Here is a 16,724-nt window from a genome sequence, read left to right as displayed (position 1 = left end):
TGCTCGAGCACGTGGCAGGCATAGACGCGAGCAATGCGGCGCCACCCACGAAACGAATGCCGATAGCCTTATAGTCATCCAGCGAGCGCGAGCTAGGTGTGTCTCCTATAGGCGCGCCGAGCGCGCTCAGGCACTTGGGCCAGATCAACGTGCAGCACGATCCGCGCACCTCTTTCCGATCGGCGCCGCCGCTTCGGCATCGAGCAGAAGCGCAGGATCTCGTCGCGGAGCTCGGGCTGCGCAGGGCGCCAGACGGCGCCGTATTGCGCGTGGGACGTTTTGTAATGGTGCCCCTCGTGCGGGATCGATAAGGTCACTTTCCTCGCTTAGATTAATGTTAGTTATCGTAGTCCAACGACGGCTTTGGCCTCCAGCTCAAACCAGGTCGGCTCATATCCTCCTCAAGCTACGATTCACGGGATCAGCTAAACTGACTCCATACCCGCGCCGGCGCCCTGAGCGTACCCACATCTGCTGACGTCGATGCAGAAGCGGCCCCGCCTTTCGGCGGGGCCGCTTCGTCGGCCGTCAATCCCGGCTCGGGCGGGACCAGATGAGCTGGAGACCTTCCTGGCCTTCCACCTCGATCAGGGTGGCGTAGATCGGAGCCGGGAAGCTCGGGTCGTCCAGCTTGACCGAGAGGTAATCGCGCTCGGTGTCCCTGGCGGTCTTCTGCCAAGCCGCTCCCAGCTCGACATTACCGGCGAAGATGCGGAAGTGCGGTCCCTTGTCCGAGGGGTTATCGACCCGAACCAGCTTGGCCCTGGCATTGAGCGCGAGGGTACGAACCGTGCCGGTGAAGCCGTTGCCGATCGAGGTGAAGGTGCCGATGGTTGCCATTGTGGTGTCCTTTTCAGTTTCCCGGGCCGCGCCCATCGCGGCCTCGATGGCTGGCGACAGACCGGAGGCGGTCGACCCGCACCCCGCAGGGGCCGGCACGCAGTAGAGGGCAGCCAGGGCACGACTTTCTTGATTTCCGCGAGGAATGGACGCGCAGCGATCCAGGGGAAGAAAGTCGTAACCGGCTGTTGCGGGGGTAAGAGCGAGGCGGCGCCTAAGCGACGACGCCCTTCGGTCAGACATGCCAATCGAGGACGACGTGGGTGTGCCAGAAGAAACGGTCGAGGAACACGAATTGCGATCATCGAAACCCAGACCGAGGAAAGAACCCGATCACCGCTCACCACACATCTGGCAATTCCTAAAGGCTTGCTGGTCGAGGCCCGAAGCAGGAACGCAAGCGCAACTCGCCGTCAGGAGTTACGCGGCCCGCAAGGTGAACCCGCAGGCCGCGAGCGAGATTTGCTAGGCAAATTCGACGACCCGTGCAAAGCCCGAACGTCGTCCAACCTCGAAAAAAGGCGAGCAAGAACGTCCGGTCGCGCAGCACAAGAAATGAAGGAGCGCTGGCCGCAGCGGCCAAGCAAGGGGCTGCGGTCTCTGCATTAGTCGCCAGATAAGCAAGGGCCGGCAAGCGTCGGCGCCGATCGCGGCGCGCTAATCATGCTGCCTCCTCGACGTCTGCTGCCTTCGGCTGCTGGTCGTGCAGATAGGCAACGGCGCGTTGTGCATGCGCGGCAGCCGAGAAGATGAAGCGCTTCTCATTAGACAAGAGCTCCAACCACGACGCGAGGTAGCTTGCATGATCCGGCCGAGGTTCCAGTTCAGGAGAGATCCCGAGATCAGCGCAGAGGAAGCAGCTGCCGAGTTCGGCGATAAGCTCTTCGCGCGCGCGTTCGCTCCGATCCTTGCCGTAACGGCTGAGATCGCGATTAACGCGGTGAGCGGGAGCAGTCCAGTGCACGGTCTCATGGGCTCTGACGGCGACATAGGAAGCCGTGTCGCGAAAACTTTCGATCGGCGGCATCTGAATGTGATCGGACGAGGGCGCGTAGAACGCCGTCGAGCCGCCGTGGCGAACAATCGCGCCGGTGTTGGCAAAGAAAGCGTCGGCGTGCGCGTTGCGCTCGATCGGTGATGCGACGACGGGCGGCCGACCGTAGTAATGCACGGGCAAGCCATCGATTTGATCGACGCAGAAGACGGTATAGGCTTTGAGGAAGGGGATATCCCGTTCGACTTCGTCGCCGTGAGCGTCGGTCTCCCTCTTGGTGAAGCGGCTCGCATACACCACAGTACTGCCGGTCTCACCCTTGCGGACATGCGCGCCAAGTTCACTGGCCTGCTTGAACGTCATCCACATCGGCGAGCGGAAGCCGCGCGCGATGGCTTCTGACCAAAGCAGCAAGACGTTGATGCCCGTGTAGGGCTGGCCGTTGTGTCGGAGCGGTCGGGTGATGCGGTCCGCCATATTCGCGGCGGTCCAAGGTTGAACCCAGGGGCGCACGCCGCGTTCGAGCTCGACGATGATGCGGTCCGTGATGCGGGCGTACAGGTCGCCTCGCGATTTTTCTCCGTTCTTGCTCATTCTAATAACCTCCGTTCGGGAGGCCGCGCTCATCGCGGCTCCTCACGGGGTCCGCCACAGCCGGGCTCAAAGTCCGCGCACCCGAAGGGCCGAAGCAGCGCGAAGGACGGCGAAGCCGTTGCGCGGACGTCGAGCCCGGCGCAGGACCACGGACCGGGAGGGGCCGACGATGGCGAGCAGCACGGGCGGCGGCTCGCTTTGTTGCAGCGTCGATACGAAAAAAGGGGCCGGTCGCGCGGACCGGCCCGTCAGGTGGCTTCTGTGGAAGGGGCGCGGGGCTCGAGGCCCCGCGCTGGCGGTTAGTCGAACGCCGACATCTGCACCTTGGCCGCTTTCCGGCCGACGGTGTCGGTCGTGTTGTCGATGGGACGCTCGAAAGGCTTCCAGGTCTCACCGACGACCCGTTCGTAGGCGGCGACGGCGCCTTCGGCAGCCATGCGAAGCGCGTGAGCCTGCGCGCCCATGTCGGCGGCGAATTCACGCTTGCGCTGTGCCTGGCTATCGAAACCGACCGGACCATCGAGGTCCTCATCGCGGCTGTCGTTGGCGAGCTTGGCGGTCGCATCTCGCGCTTCAGTGACTGCTCGGGTGTAGAACTGGCCGGCGCCGTGCGCCGATCCGACATAAGCACCGACGATCCGTTGAAGGTGGATTTGCATGGCGCGTTCGCTCAAGCCGTCCTTGAGCGCGTCGGCGGTTTCGACGATGAGCCGCTCATGCAGATCTCGGATACCGTCGCTGTCCAGGATTGCGAGGCCGAAGCTTTCGGAGATGCGCTGCGCCTGCGCCGAATCGGGACAGGCGAGCCGGACCATCTCGAGCGTGGTGCCCTTGCGAAGCGGGATGACACGGGCGCTGGCGCGAGAGGAACGAGCAGTTTTGGTCATGGTGAGATCCTTTCTCGGTTTCGCCTTGAGAGCGATCGGCCCTTTGCCAGCGCTCCCTCGGGTGCGGTCGACCAGAACCGGCTTCAGCGGGCCGCTTCAGGGGGCGGCGGCTGCCAAGGCGAGCATAGGTGAGTTGCGGGCGAGCGGGCCCTCAGGCCTGCGAAGCACGCGACCAACCATCGCGAGACGGCGGCCGCCGATCGCCTCGCGACTTGCCCTTGAAGCGGACCGCGGCCGGTTCAGACCGCAGCCCAAACCGAGGGAGCGTCGGCCAAGGGTCAGTACGCCGCCGAAACCGTGAGAGGTCGGGCCAAAACTGCTGAACTCTCCGTCTCGACATGAAGGGTCCGCGCGCGCCGCTCGCGCTCCAATAGGTGGATCGTTGGTCTCTCACCGTCACGCAGCGGAAACGCGATGGTGCGTCCGAAACTCGGCGATCGCCGTCTCCTGCCGATCGAGCTTTCGCGTGAGGGCGTCGATCTCGCCACGACGGGCCAAGGCGAGCTCCGCGACATGCTGCTGAAACAGCCGCTCATCCGCATTCGTCCAGCTCGATGCGGTCCGGCGGTGCTGCCGGCTCCTCGCCCGGTCGGTGTTTGTCAGCCGTTCGGCTCGTGCCGCGATCTGACGTTCGATGACGCCCAGATGGCGCTTCGTCTCGGCTTGCTCGGCTTCCATGCGCGTGAGCAGGAGACGTCGGTCCGGGGGCTCGATCATTACACCGTCCCCGTAGACGATACGGGGAAGGCGGCATTCGGCCTGTAGACGCTCGACGACGGGATGGCGTCGCCGATGGCCGCACAGTCGATGAGCGCTGACTTGGCGCCGGCGTGCTTGCGCATGTCTGCGAGGATGCCATCGCTTGCGCCGGCGATGGCGCTTGCGGGATTATGGTAGGCATGCGCGAGGAGCTTCACGGCGACAAGGTAGGCGTTCATGACTGCCCCTCCTTTCTGTCAGCATCGGCCGGGTCAGGCTGCGGCGCGTGGATGGACGCCCGCACGGCGCGCCTCCAGGCATCGGAGCCAGTGAAGTGCCGTCTGAGCCTGGGATGCCAGACAACGAGGATCGGCGTGTCGCCGTCCTCGTCAGTCGCCGCAAGCCAACCGAAAGCTTTGGCAAAAAGGGGCCAGGGCATGGGTCACCTCCATCCGGCGAAGTCTGATGGGCCGCCGTAGAGGCGGTGACGCGCCTCATCGATCACGAAGCCGAAGCGGCCGACGTGATACTCGCCGGAGGGGACGAGGAAGCGGCGCTCCTCAGTTCCGGGCCCTCGCTTCCCGCCGATCGTCGCAACGACCTCGACAAAACCGCTCTCGCGCTTGGACGTGATGGCGGACACAACAATCCAGTCCCGTGCATGCGCGTGGTCGAAGACGCGGCGATCCTTTTCGCGGGACTCGCCTGGCTGGAGGGTCGTGCCAAAGATCGTCTCCCAGGCGTCGGGCCAGCTGTCTTTGATCGTTCTCTCGGCGCAGCGGCGTTCAAACGCCGTGAAGAGATGCGGGAAGGTGATCGCAACGGCGGCCCATTCGGCGTCTTCTTCGTACCAGCCGCCCTTTGAGCAGAGCATGGCATGGACCCTGCGGTTGCGCTCGGCGGAGAGGTGGAAGCCGCCGTGGCCCGCGGTCGAGTGGCGGACCACACCGTCGGCGTAGAGGGTGGCGCCTTGCGAGGCGCCCCACGGCGTGTTCGCCGCGAACCGCACGTCCTTGCGACCGAGCGCACGCTTTTCGCGCTGATGCTCGGCGTTTTCAGCAACCTTCGATCGGAATGCCGCCTCGTCCGCCAGCGCGCCGGAATGGCCGTAGAAGTCGGCGCGGTGCCATTCCGCGATCGGCCGGCCGATGCGCCAGCCCGATGCGAGATAGTGCCCGCCACCGCGCGCCGGCAGCATCGCGAAGGCGGTTTCGCCCACGCGGGCTGCGAGGAAATTCTCGGCACTGCGTCCGTACTCGACCTCCGGATTTCCGGAGCTCACGTCCTGCGGGAGAGAAGCGTTCATGCTGCCCTCCCTTCGACGGCGCCCGCGCCGACCTCGTCGGCAGTCACTTCCTGGAGCACCGCGTCCGGATAGCCATGGCGCGTCAGCCACTCCTTCGCGTCGACCTCATTGGTTGCGAGATAGACGAGCTCGCCGCTGTCGCCGGCGCGGTCGAACACGCGGACCGAGCCGATCGCGGGACGTTCGACGACGGTGAAATGCAGCTTCGCCTCTAGTGAGAACGTCCGGTGGACGCGAATGGCGATGACGCCGCCGGCGCCATAGTCGACCTCGTGCAGGGTAAAACAGGGCGACAGCGAGACCTTGCCGGCGTCTCGTCCGCCCTGCATTCGGATCAGGCGGCCTTTGCTGTTGCTGGACTGCCAGGCGGCGAGCTTCTTCCTGAAGCGGGCCGGCGGCTGCGGCGTTCCGTCGGACCAGGCGACGATTGAGCCGATGGGTGCGGTGTCGAAGATCGTGTGCGCGGACATCGTGTTCTCCTCATTTGCGCATGCGTGAAACAAAGCCGCCGCCGGCCGGGCCGGCGGCGGTGGATCGTTCGGAAGGAAGGGCGCGTGCCAGTTATTCGGCCGCCTCGCTGAATGCCTCAGCGTCGGTCGCACCGTCAGCAAGCTCGTCGCCTGTGCCGTCGACTTCCTCATCGCCTTCGTCGTCCCGGGCGGCCGAGCCGGAGGACAACCAATCCGAGAGTTTCGTCGCATCCGGCGCGAACAGCGCGGCCGGATGAACGAAGTGACCTTCCTTGAAGTGCTCGACGAGCGCGGCGCGTGTGTCCTTCACGCGCTGGCGCGGCAGGATGGGCGTGTCCTTGCACGAGGCCTCGAGCGCTGTGCGCGACAGGCAGGACAGGAAGTCCTCCGCGCCCATATTCGGCAGGAAGGTGTCCGCGCCGACCACCGCGCCCGCGACGCGGGCGACGATGCCGCTATTGGTGGCGTTCTCCCGGCACGAGAACACGTCGACCAGCATATTGCGCGCCGCGACACGAAGTGTGTCCATGTCGAAGGAGAGTTTGCCGTCGGCGTCGAATAGCGCCGCCGCGTTCTTCGCAAGCCGGCTGTGGCCGTAATAGATCCCACCGCTTGCCGTCGTCACAGAGACGTTCTGGCCTGCGAAAGCGAGGATCAGCAGCGCCATCAGCGTGTCGTCCTCGATCGAAGCGCGGCCGAGCGCCTCGCGCAGCGCGTCGGTGCGGTAGTCGCCGATCATCTCGACGCCCTTGCGCGTCACGTCGGGACGTGGCTTCGAGACCTCGCCGACATCGTCCGGAGCGTTGTCCGATCCTGCGCCGATCTGGTCTTTCGGCTTCTTCGCCGCAGGCATGCGGTAGTGCACGGTCTGCACACGGCCGTCGCGGTCGAGATACATCGCTGTGCAGTCGGACTTCGCCGGCTTGCCGTAGACCCGCTCAGCCTTCGGCGGCAGCTTCACCTCTCCATAGTTGGTGGCCTCCGCGATAATGCCCTTCTTCGGCAGGTTGTTCGCCATCCACTCCTGCTGGGCACCGAGGAACGCCTCAACGTCCGTGGTATAACGGCTGTCCTCGTCAGCCGGAGCAAACAGGTCCTCGACCCACTGGATTCCGTAGGCCTGCGCAAGGTCGTCGCCGAAGCTCGCGTGGCGCGCGTGCATGCGGGTCTTCTGCAACGCTTGTGCGACACTCCACCACGAGACCTGCGGATCTGCCTTCGACGGCTTGTGCTTCTTCCAGACCTCCTTCTGCTCGTCGAGCGAGGCTGCGGCGATGGTGCGGAGGTGCTGCTCGTTCGGCATATCGCCCTTGGCCATGTGGTCGAGCATGGCGGGAAGCACGTTCGCCAGCAGGCGCAACTTCTTGATCTGACGCAGCGGCAGCGCGAGCGCGACGCCGATCGCCTCCTCGGTCCAGCCGAGCGCGACCAGGCGCTCGATCGCACGCCACTGATCAACCGGGTTCAGCGCCTCGCGGGCGATATTCTCGATCATCGAGCGCATGGCGCCGTTGTCGTTCGCAGCCTCGTCGACGAGCGCGTGGATCTCCTCGAGACCGGCGGCGATTGCCTGCTTCACCCGGCGGTGGCCGGCGTTGATAACGTAGCCATTGCCACCGGCTGTCTCGGGCGTGATGACGGGCGGCTGGACGATACCAACAGCCTTGATTGTCGCGAGCAGCAGCGCGTCGGCCTGCGGCGTCGACTTCGTCTGGCGCATGCGATCGGGGTTCTCTCTCAGCGCGCGCGGATCGACCTTGATGAGTTGCATGGGAACACTCCTTTGGGGTTGCGGACCGACGCTGCCGGCCCTTTCTCGTCTTCTTCTCGAAGACACCCCTGGGCCCTGCGGAGCGGGCGGGCCGGTGCAACTGCGGCCGAGCATCCCTGCCCGGCGGGACCAGTAGGGCGTAAGCCCTGCGCAGGACGACGGGTTAGGATCGCGCAGGCGGCGGTTGAGCGCAGCGTCGACGGCCCGCCCGATCTGCGAGCTGGCCTTCTCCCTTTCTCTTTCTTCTCATTCTCTATTCACGCGGCCGCGGCGATCTCCCGGGTGCCTTCGCCGTCCTCCGCCAGCGCCTTCTCTACCTCGACAAGCTGCCGGCGCTTTTCGGCAAGCTCGCCAGTGAAGGCGAACTCGCCTCCGTCGCGCGATTCGTAAGACGCCAGCCGTCGGCGGGCGTCGGCCAGGCGCTGGCGATAGCGCTCGCGCTCGCCCTCGAAGTCGTCGAGTGCGTGCTCAAGGCGAGCGACCGCTCCGAGCGGCGTGACCGTCACCGGCAACTCCATTTCGTACTCGGCGCCGGTTCGCTGCAGCATGGTGGTGTAGCGGTAGCCATCGTGACCGATGCGCTCTCCGCTGTACGCGACGTCGAAGCCGCCGATCGAGGCGATGACGGTCTCGCCCTCCTGCTGGAGTTGCACCAGCGTCAGGATCTCCTTCATCAATGCGCGGCCAGCGGGCTTGCGTTCCCTACACGGCTCTCCCCTCACTGACATGCTGAACGCATCTCCAGCCGTCGGTGTGAGGCGCTGGATGTCTTGGCCGATTTCGCCGATGCGGCGGTTGGAGAGCTCGATGTCGCGCTCGGCCTCGCGCATCTGCCGCCGCACTGCGTGCTGGTCGTCGATGTGCGCAGCCCGCAGCCGTTCGAGCCGCGCGATGTCGGCTTCGAGACCAGCTTTCTGCATCAAGCGCGGGTCGCCCGACGCGATCGCCTTTGCCATGGCGAACTGGTTGACCTGACTCTCTCCCATGTCCTCAAGCCGGCGGATCGAGGTGTCGCCGGACAGCGCAGCGGTGATGAAGCGGGCCTTGCGCTCATTGTTCTGCCACATCTGCGCATCGAGGCTGCCTTCGGTCGCATAGGCGAAGATGTCGACTTCATCGTGCTGGTTGCCCTGCCGCACGATGCGGCCCTCGCGCTGCTCGATCTGCGACGGAAGCCAGGGCACGTCGAGGTGGTGCAATGCCTTCAGGCGAAGCTGCGCGTTGACGCCGGTGCCCATTGTATCAGACGAGCCGATCAGGAAGCGGACCTTGCCGGCACGCACGTCGCCGAACAGGCGCTGCTTTGCCTCCGACTTCTTGTAGTCCTGTATGAAGGCGATCTCGCCCGGTGGCACGCCGAGACGGACCAGCTCGTCGCGAATCCAGCGATAGGCGGAGAAGCCGCGGCTCTTCTCGACGCTGATGGTGCCGAGATCGGAGAAGATCATCTGCGCGGCGCCAGGCAAGTCGAAGGGCTTGCCATCTGTCCGCGTGTAGTTGTTCTCGGCTGTCTCGTTCCAGATGCGGAAGGCATTGCCGACGAGCAGGTTCAGCTTGTTGTCGGCCTCGTTGTCGCTATCCGGATCAACCAGACGCAGGTCGATTGCGGCGTGGCGGCCGTCGGTGATGACTGACAGCAGGATGTCATCGCCGGGCTCGGGTGCGCGGTCGCGCTCTTCGATCGCCTTGATGCGCTCGCCGAGCCGGATCTGGTAGCGCTTGAATGCCGGCGACGGCTTCGCAGTCAGGATCTGGCGCTTGCCGGTCGAGACCGCCGGCACCTTCACGTACTGACGCAGGTCATCCGGCATCACCACGTCTGCAAAGGAGCGGAACATGGCGATGAGCTCCGGCACGTTCACGAAGGTGGCAAAGCGCGTCACCGGCTTGTATTTGCCGGATGGCTGCAGCTCAAGTTCGGTCGTGACGTCGCCAAATGTGCTCGCCCAAGCGTCGAACTCGTGCAGGCCATGCTCGAGGAGCGCCTCATAGCCGAGGTAGCGCTGGACCGAGAACATCTCGCCGAGCGTGTTGGTGATCGGCGTGCCAGAGGCGAGCACCAGCGCGCGGCCAGGGTTCTTCGTCTCGATGAAGCGGGATTTGACGTACAGGTCCCAGGCGCGCTGTGAGCCGTTCGGATCTACGCCCTTCAGCGTCGACATGTTGGTCGCGAAGGAGAGCTTCCTGAACTCCTGCGCCTCGTCGACGATGATCTGATCGACGCCAATTTCGGAAATGGTCAGCAGGTCGTCCTTGCGGGTCGAAAGCGATTCCAGGCGCTCCTGCAGGCCCTCCTTCAATCGCTCGAGGCGCTTGCGCGAGACGCGGTCGTCACTCTCGACCTTGGTCAGAAGGGTCTCGTAGAGTTCGAGCTCGTCCTGGATCATCTGCTGCTCGAACGCCGATGGCACGGCGATAAAGCGGAATGCGCTGTGCGTGATAATAATCGCGTCCCAGGTCGCGGTCGCCGCGCGCGCGAGGAAACGGTGCCGCTTGTCCTTGGTAAAATTGGTCTCGTCGGCGACGAGGATACGGGCGTTCGGATAAAGTGCGAGGAACTCGCGTGCGGCCTGCGCCAGGCAATGGCCGGGCACGACCAGCATCGCCTTGGCGACGAGGCCAAGCCGGCGCTGCTCCATGATGGCAGCCGCCATGGTTATGGTCTTGCCGGCCCCGACCGCGTGGGCGAGATAGGTCGAGCCAACCGAGACGATGCGCCAGATGCCGCGCTTCTGGTGCCCATAAAGCACAAAGGCGGCTGAGGCACCCGGAAGCTTCAGGTGCGAGCCGTCGAAGGCTCGTGGCGCGATGTTGTTGAAGCGCTCGTTATAGACGCGCGCCAAGCGGTCGGCGCGATCGGGATCAGACCAGATCCAGCGCTGGAAAGCGTCCTTGATCTTTTGCAGCTTCGTCTTGGCCGCCTCGGTGTCGACAACATTGAGGACGCGGCGCTCGCTGTCGCCGTCCTTGACCGTATCGAAAATCTGCGGCACGCGGCTGTTCAGCGCGTCGGCGAGAAGCTCGCCGGCGTGCCGGCGGTCGGTGCCCCACTCTGATGTGCCGGCCGCTGTCCAGCCGAGCTGGCGGGCCTCCACGGTCCACGATGCGAGCTCCGGCATGTGGTGAATCCTGATCTCGGCGTCCATTGTCGCCTTGACGAAGGCGACGACGTCGGCGGCCGGAATCCACGGCGCGCCCAGACGCGCCGTGATGTCTGACGGCCTGAGGTCCGCGGGCTGCACGCCTTGCAGCGCCGTGACGTTGCGTTCGTAGGAGAGGTCGAGCGCGGCAGCGGCCTCCGCAACCTTCAGCTTGTCCCGCACGTGACCAGAGAGATAGTCGTCAGCCGTATGCCACGAGCCGTTAGCGGGATCGCGAAAGACGGCACTCCCTAGTTCGGCGACGACGTCGTCGCGGTCCCGATGCAGCAGCTCGGCGATGTGGTCGATGTCGACGCGCCCGCGCTCGTTGAGAACAACGGCCAGCGCGTCGGTTGCGCTGGTGATCACCGGCGGGGCAGGCGGCGAGATCACGCGCTCGGTGAAGATCGGCCCAGGCTTTGCGGTGTTGGTCTCGAGGTCATAGTCCTCGATCGAGGCGACCAGCCAGCAATCGGGATCGTCGAGGAAGGGCTGGATGTTCGGCCGGCGGTGCGTCTCGCGCACCTCGCCGCTCTCCTCGTCCTCGGCGGTCGAGACCGTCGTGAAATTGATCGGGCCGAAGTCCCGAACGAAGTTCGACCAGGCGATGCGCAGCCTGACCTGCGCGTCCTTCCACGGTCGGTCGAGCTCCTGCGCCTTCAAGACCTCGCGCACAGCGTCGCGGACCGGGATCAGCTTCCGGATCATGCGCACGTGCTTTTCCGGAATGCCGTCGGCGCTGCGGCCTTTGCGCGCTTTCACCGCGACCGGCTGGCCGTCGAGGACCTGCATCAAGCCGTGGGCCTTGTCAAAGAAGTAGCTGCCCTCGCGCACGTGGCGATCGGCAGGCCAATCGACGTCACAGGGATCACCGGCTTCTGCCAGGTCGGGATCGATCACCTCCGGCTCGCCGTCATAGACGGCTTCCGGCAAGAAGCCGATGGCGGCTTTGAGTGTCGCTTCGAGATCCTCATCGTCGCGCGGCAGACATGTATAGGCCTCGCCGAACGGACCGGACGCGAGCGCGTGCGCGCCGAGCACGAAGTCCGGGCGCTGCACGAACCATCTGTTCACGCGGATCGCGCTCTCGTCTTCCGCCGCCAGCCGAACCTCGTCGAGGTCGAGCCATGACAGGTCGCCTTCGGCGTCGCCGACCTTGCGCTTGCGGAAGAACAGGATGTCGACGAAAACGTCGGTGCCGGCGCTGGCGCGGAAGCTACCCTCGGGCAGGCGAATGGCTGCGACCAGGTCGGCCGACTTCGCGATGTGCTGACGCGCCGAGGCGTCCGCCTTGTCCATCGTGCCGGAGCTCGTGACGAAGGCGGCGAGGGCGCCGGGCTTCAGGAGGTCGATCGCCCTCGCGATGAAATAGTCGTGCAGCCGAAGGCCCATCGACCTGTACCCGCGATCCGAGCGCACGGTCCGGTCGGAGAAGGGCGGGTTGCCGACGGCGAGGTCAAAACTCGTCGGCAGCTCGGCGCGCGCGAAATCGCCTGTGACGATCCGCGCGCGCGGCTGCAGCAGCCGGGCGATGCGCGCAGTGACGGGATCGAGCTCGACGCCCGTGACGTGGGAGGTCTCGCGTAGCTCGTCCGGCATCAGCGCCGGAAACAGCCCGGTGCCGACGCCCGGCTCGAGCACGCGGCCGCCGCGCCAGCCGAGGCGCTGCAGACCAGACCAGATCGCGCGGACAATGAACTCGGGCGTGAAGTGGGCGTACTGGGTGCACCGCGCGAGCGAGACGTAGCCGGCGTCGTCGACCGCATCCTCGAGATCGGCGCCGATCTCCTCCCAGCCACTCGCGAACTCGGATTCGCCCGGCTTGCGGAAGACGCCGTTGGCGAGCTCGGAAGCGCCGAAGCCCGTGAAGCGCATCAACTGCCGCTGCTCGTCCTGCGAGGCGGACCGCTGCTCCGCCTCGATCTGCGCGGCGAGCCGAATGGCCGCGACGCTGTCGCGGGCGCGCTGCTTCCAGCCCTTTGCCAGGCCACGGTCGCTGGCGAGACGGAAATTGTCGCCGCGCGTGCGCGCGTTCGGCGCGCACAGCCGGGCGGGTTTGAGCGCCGGTCCCGCGGGAGCCGGCCCTGGCGGTGTTGCTCTGTCGTCGTGGTCACCGTCCAAGTGGGCGGCGAAGGCGGTGACGCCGAGGCCGAGGCTAGAGGAGAGGGCGGTGTTGCCGAAGAGGTCGATCGTGAAAGGGTCGTCCTGCGCCATTGGAAATGTCCTTCTGCTGGGCGCGCGCGACCGCGTCGCCGCCGCGGCTGCAACGGGCGGCACGGTCTTGCGGGATTGACGGGAGAGCCGGCGGGAGGCTGGGTGCCGAATTGCGAAGCCCGGCACTGGGCCGGGCTATTCGCAGGTCGACGAGGGCGGGCGGCCCGGCTAGGCCGCGACCGCTTCCGGCAGGTGGCGGAGCTGCACCGGCAGTTTCGCTGCGATCTCCATTTCGGTAAGGTCGTCCAGCAGCTTCAGCCCGGTGCCTTGCTGGCCAGCGTAGACGAGCACGGTGCGGCGGCCGCGCACGGCGGCAGGCCAGTGCTCGCCGGCGTAGCCGCGGTAGTCGTCGTGGGTGCACGACCAGATGTGCTCGAGCCGCTCTTCGCGCGTCATCGCCCGGACAGGACGAGACTCGCGCTCGATGATCGCCGCTTTCATCCGCTCCGGTGACGCTCTGTCCGACAGGTCGCAATAACCGTGGAACCAGCGCATCTGGCCGTCGATCGACAGTGATAGGAAAACGCTTGTCACACTTGCCGTCATGAATTCACGCATCGCGAACATGTCCGCGCGCATCCATAGCGGCGGCAGGATGTCGAACATGTATTCGTGCTCGGACTCAGCGATCTCGAACCACTCGCCGCCGAAGAGGTGCCCTGCCTCCTCCTCGGCCATGGCCGGATGGCCGCGATGGCGGTTGAACAAACGGTGCATCTCGTGGCGCGTCGCGACGCCTTCGAAGACCTTGCGAACGATAGGTGAGGTGTGCATCGGCGGCTCCTGTTGGCCTGACCGGAATGAAGCGCGAGCGATCCGCCTGATCTCTTCGTCACTCCAGTCCTTCATCACACCTCCTCGCCCGCCGCATCGAAGGCCCGGCGGGTCAAGGGCCGCGGAACGCGGGCGAAGCTTCACCCTTGACGCGCTGGCCGGGCGTGCGGCAGCGCCTCATTCCCATTTCATCTTCCTTTCTCCTTGCCCGATTTCCTTCTACCGCTCACCGGCAACCATCAGGGCCTCACTCATTCAGCGGCCTTACCGCTGCGCGACCACGGCTGCCTAGCCGGCCCATTCGCAAGCCGCATCAAAGGGTCGCCGTCAGGGCTTTCAGATCCTCATTCCAATCATCGGTGCGTGGCCGTAATCGCGCATATTCCGCACTCGCTTCTCCGGCAATGGCCCGAACGCGATCGGCATACACGTCACCCTGCCGATTGTTGTCGGTCGCTGCCACGAGGCAGACCTTGGCGCGCTTAGCTAGATTGCGGATGGCATGATCTGTCGCCGGGGACCAGCCGCCTCCAGTGCTGATATAAAGCGTATCGGAGCGTCGGACATCGATCGCCGCTAGGCTCATGGCATCGATGGCCGCCTCTGTAATGCAGATCCGCTCGGGCTCGGGCGGCCCGAAGCGGAAAAGTTCTTTCGCGCCCTCAGTGGCGAAGCCGCGCCATTGCGGTCCACGCTCCTCCCACCCCGTGATCGCTCCGGCAGAATCGCTATGGGTGTCAAACGCCATCCGGAACTGCCCCCTTTGCGTCATGAAGAACTGCCCCCACCATCGGGATTATGATCTCGGTTGAAGGTTGTTTCCGCCGGTGACGGGCCGGAGGGAGGCGGAGCCGACTGGAGGGCCGTCACCGGCGGTCGGCGTCTTTATAAGGCCGCTCTTGCGCTTGGCGCGGAGCCGGTAGCTGTCGCCGCGGATCGTCAGCACGTGACTGTGGTGGAGGAGCCGATCGAGGATCGCGGTGGCGACCACGGGATCCGCGAACACGGTGCCCCATTCGGCAACGCTGCGGTTTGAGGTGATCAGCATGGCGCCAGTTTCGTAGCGGCGGCTGACCAACTGGAAGAACAGATGCGCCGCGTCAGGTTCCAGCGGCAGGTAACCGAGCTCGTCGACGATCAGCAGCTTTGGCTTCGACAGGGCGAGCAGTTTCTCGTCCAGCCGTCGCTCGCCGTGCGCCTTGGCAAGGCCCGCGACCAGTGTCGTCGCCGTGGTGAACTGCACCGTGTATCCGGCCAGGATCGCCTCTCGTCCCAGCGCGATCGACAAGTGCGTCTTGCCGACGCCCGGCGGCCCGAGCAACAGCACATTCTCGCCGTTGGCGATCCAACGTGACGCGGCAAGGTCACGGATCTGCTTTGGATCGATCGACGGCTGCGCCTCGAAGTCGAAGCCAGCAAGCTCCTTCACAGCCGGGAAGTGCGCGAGCTTCAGCGCCATCTCGACGCGGCGATGATCCTTGCGTGCGATCTCGCGCTCGCACAGCAAGATCAGCGTCTCACGCGCCGACAGGTTCGCGCGCGCGGCTTCGTCGAGCAGGCTGTCGAGCTGATCGCGGATGCCGGAGAGCTGCAATCGCGCCAGCATGGCATCTAGCGGATCGTTCGTTGCTTCCATTGCCTTTTTTGCCCTCGCCATCAGAAGCTTCCTCCGACCATGGCTTCGTATTCGGCAAGAGGACGTAACAACGACGGCGGTGAGGACGGCGCCGGCACAGCGATCTCCGCCCGGCGGACCGCGCCATTGCGACCAGCAACACCATCGAGATGGGCGGAGTCGACAATCCGCAGCCGGCGACCCTCCGATTGCTTGTGGACCGCGACCTGGTGCAATCCATGGCGGATCCGCACTTCGCCGGCCGCGATCGTTACCGCCACGCGCTCGCCAATCAGGCGCCACGGTACCGAGTAGCTGTTCGTGTCGATCTCGACGGCGCAATCATTGCCGACGACGCGGGACAGTTCACGCAAGGATCCAAACGAGGGCTGCCCGCCGAGCGGCTTCAACCGATGTATCTCGTCACGCGCGAAGCGGATGATCGGCGTCTCGCCGGTCGTGCCGTGGATCCGAACGTTCGCAACCTCTCGCTCCCATCTGTCGAGATGCGCCTCGAATGCTTCCCAACTTGGGAAGGAATGACCGGCGATCGCGTTCTTCTTCACGTAGCCGACGCCGTTCTCCGTCTTGCCCTTCGTGCGCGCCCGATATGGCGCGCAGGCGCGAGGGCGAAAGCCCCAATGTTTTGCGAAGGCTATCAGCTTGTCGTTGAACTGAACCGACCGGCTCACTGCGTCGTGCCGCACGACAAGCGCGCGTGGATTGTCCATCAGCACTTCCTCCGGCACACCGCTGAAGGTCGTGAATGTGCTCTCGAGCCCGGCGAACCAATGCTCCTGCCTCTCGGCCCGGAACGCACGCACATGGAGCCTTCGCGAGTGTCCAAGCGTTGCCACGAACACGAATGCCTTGACTTTCGCCCCTCCGATCTCGACCAGGCGCTCCCCGAAGTCGATCTGCAGCTGCCGGCCCGGGGGCGTCTCAAACCGCGTCGTCGCCAGCGCCTCCGCTTTCAGCGCCTGGCGATAGGGCTGCACGGCGCGTTGCAGTGTCCGCCGGCTGACGGCCACGCCTTTCTCGGCCAGCAGGTCCTGTCGCACCACGTCGGCATTGCCGCGATGCCGAATGAGCCTCTCGCGCAGCCAACCCTCAAGGCCGTCGAGACGCTTCGGCCGCTCAGGCGACTTGAACGGCTTCACCCCGCCCGCCGCCAAGTAGTCCTTCACCGTGTGGTGGCTGCAGCCCAGCTGCCGCGCAATCCGCTTCACACCCCACCCGCACGCCCTCAGGCGCATCATCTCCGCCACGTCATCCGGCGTCTTCATCATCTGCCCCCGTGGATCATTCCACGGCGAGCCTTCAGTGATTCGTTCCCGCTTCATTCACTCTCTCCTCAGCTATCCAAGGAGGGGGCAATCCCTTGTGACGCTGAGGGGGCAGTTTTCCATGGCGCGCGACA

The 16,724-nt window shown here is 65.3% G+C and carries 12 protein-coding genes and 1 pseudogene; all 13 read right to left on the bottom strand.

What is annotated here, in order from left to right:
* Window positions 1-528: 528 nt before the first annotated feature.
* The 13 genes and pseudogenes from K410_RS0134520 to istA all read right to left on the bottom strand — a co-directional run bounded on the left by K410_RS0134520 (window position 529) and on the right by istA (window position 16,647).
* Window positions 529-840: a DUF736 domain-containing protein gene (locus K410_RS0134520; RefSeq protein ID WP_024342307.1), complete on the bottom strand. Its 312-nt coding sequence runs from the start codon at window positions 838-840 to the stop codon at window positions 529-531.
* Between the two features lie 661 nt (window positions 841-1,501).
* On the bottom strand, window positions 1,502-2,428 hold the full coding sequence (locus K410_RS0134515) for an ArdC family protein (protein WP_024342308.1): 927 nt from the start codon (window positions 2,426-2,428) through the stop codon (window positions 1,502-1,504).
* Between the two features lie 299 nt (window positions 2,429-2,727).
* Window positions 2,728-3,315 (bottom strand): hypothetical protein, encoded by a 588-nt coding sequence (locus K410_RS0134510; RefSeq protein ID WP_024342309.1) that lies wholly within the window; start codon window positions 3,313-3,315, stop codon window positions 2,728-2,730.
* Window positions 3,316-3,711: 396 nt separating this feature from the next.
* On the bottom strand, window positions 3,712-4,032 hold the full coding sequence (locus K410_RS0134505) for a hypothetical protein (protein ID WP_028139088.1): 321 nt from the start codon (window positions 4,030-4,032) through the stop codon (window positions 3,712-3,714).
* Window positions 4,032-4,253, bottom strand: a complete 222-nt coding sequence (locus tag K410_RS0134500; RefSeq protein ID WP_024342310.1) for a hypothetical protein — start codon at window positions 4,251-4,253, stop codon at window positions 4,032-4,034. The genes K410_RS0134505 and K410_RS0134500 overlap by 1 nt, the downstream gene beginning before the upstream one ends.
* A 203-nt stretch (window positions 4,254-4,456) precedes the next feature.
* Window positions 4,457-5,320: a DUF7007 domain-containing protein gene (locus tag K410_RS0134490; RefSeq protein WP_024342312.1), complete on the bottom strand. Its 864-nt coding sequence runs from the start codon at window positions 5,318-5,320 to the stop codon at window positions 4,457-4,459.
* On the bottom strand, window positions 5,317-5,790 hold the full coding sequence (locus tag K410_RS0134485) for a UCP036055 family protein (RefSeq protein WP_024342313.1): 474 nt from the start codon (window positions 5,788-5,790) through the stop codon (window positions 5,317-5,319). The genes K410_RS0134490 and K410_RS0134485 overlap by 4 nt, the downstream gene beginning before the upstream one ends.
* Before the next feature lie 91 nt (window positions 5,791-5,881).
* On the bottom strand, window positions 5,882-7,561 hold the full coding sequence (locus K410_RS0134480) for a ParB/RepB/Spo0J family partition protein (RefSeq protein ID WP_024342314.1): 1,680 nt from the start codon (window positions 7,559-7,561) through the stop codon (window positions 5,882-5,884).
* A 257-nt stretch (window positions 7,562-7,818) separates the two neighbouring features.
* A complete protein-coding gene (locus tag K410_RS0134475) occupies window positions 7,819-12,915 on the bottom strand; it encodes a helicase-like domain-containing protein (RefSeq protein WP_024342315.1) in 5,097 nt (1,698 codons plus the stop codon).
* Window positions 12,916-13,083: 168 nt separating this feature from the next.
* Window positions 13,084-13,689, bottom strand: a complete 606-nt coding sequence (locus K410_RS0134470; RefSeq protein ID WP_024342316.1) for a DUF1419 domain-containing protein — start codon at window positions 13,687-13,689, stop codon at window positions 13,084-13,086.
* A 313-nt stretch (window positions 13,690-14,002) separates the two neighbouring features.
* Window positions 14,003-14,422: pseudogene (locus K410_RS37685) on the bottom strand (toprim domain-containing protein); the annotation flags it as partial.
* 63 nt (window positions 14,423-14,485) lie between these two features.
* Entirely contained in the window at window positions 14,486-15,346 is an 861-nt protein-coding gene (gene istB, locus K410_RS0134460; protein WP_028139087.1) for an IS21-like element helper ATPase IstB, read from the bottom strand.
* Window positions 15,346-16,647, bottom strand: coding sequence for an IS21 family transposase (gene istA, locus K410_RS0134455; RefSeq protein ID WP_049820478.1), 1,302 nt, complete (start codon window positions 16,645-16,647; stop codon window positions 15,346-15,348). The genes istB and istA overlap by 1 nt, the downstream gene beginning before the upstream one ends.
* Window positions 16,648-16,724: the final 77 nt, after the last annotated feature.

The sequence above is a fragment of the Bradyrhizobium sp. 22 genome, assembly GCF_000482425.1.
Lineage (GTDB): Bacteria > Pseudomonadota > Alphaproteobacteria > Rhizobiales > Xanthobacteraceae > Bradyrhizobium > Bradyrhizobium japonicum_B.
Note: the sequence above shows the minus strand (reverse complement) of the source record. Positions and strands in the feature narration are given on the sequence as shown.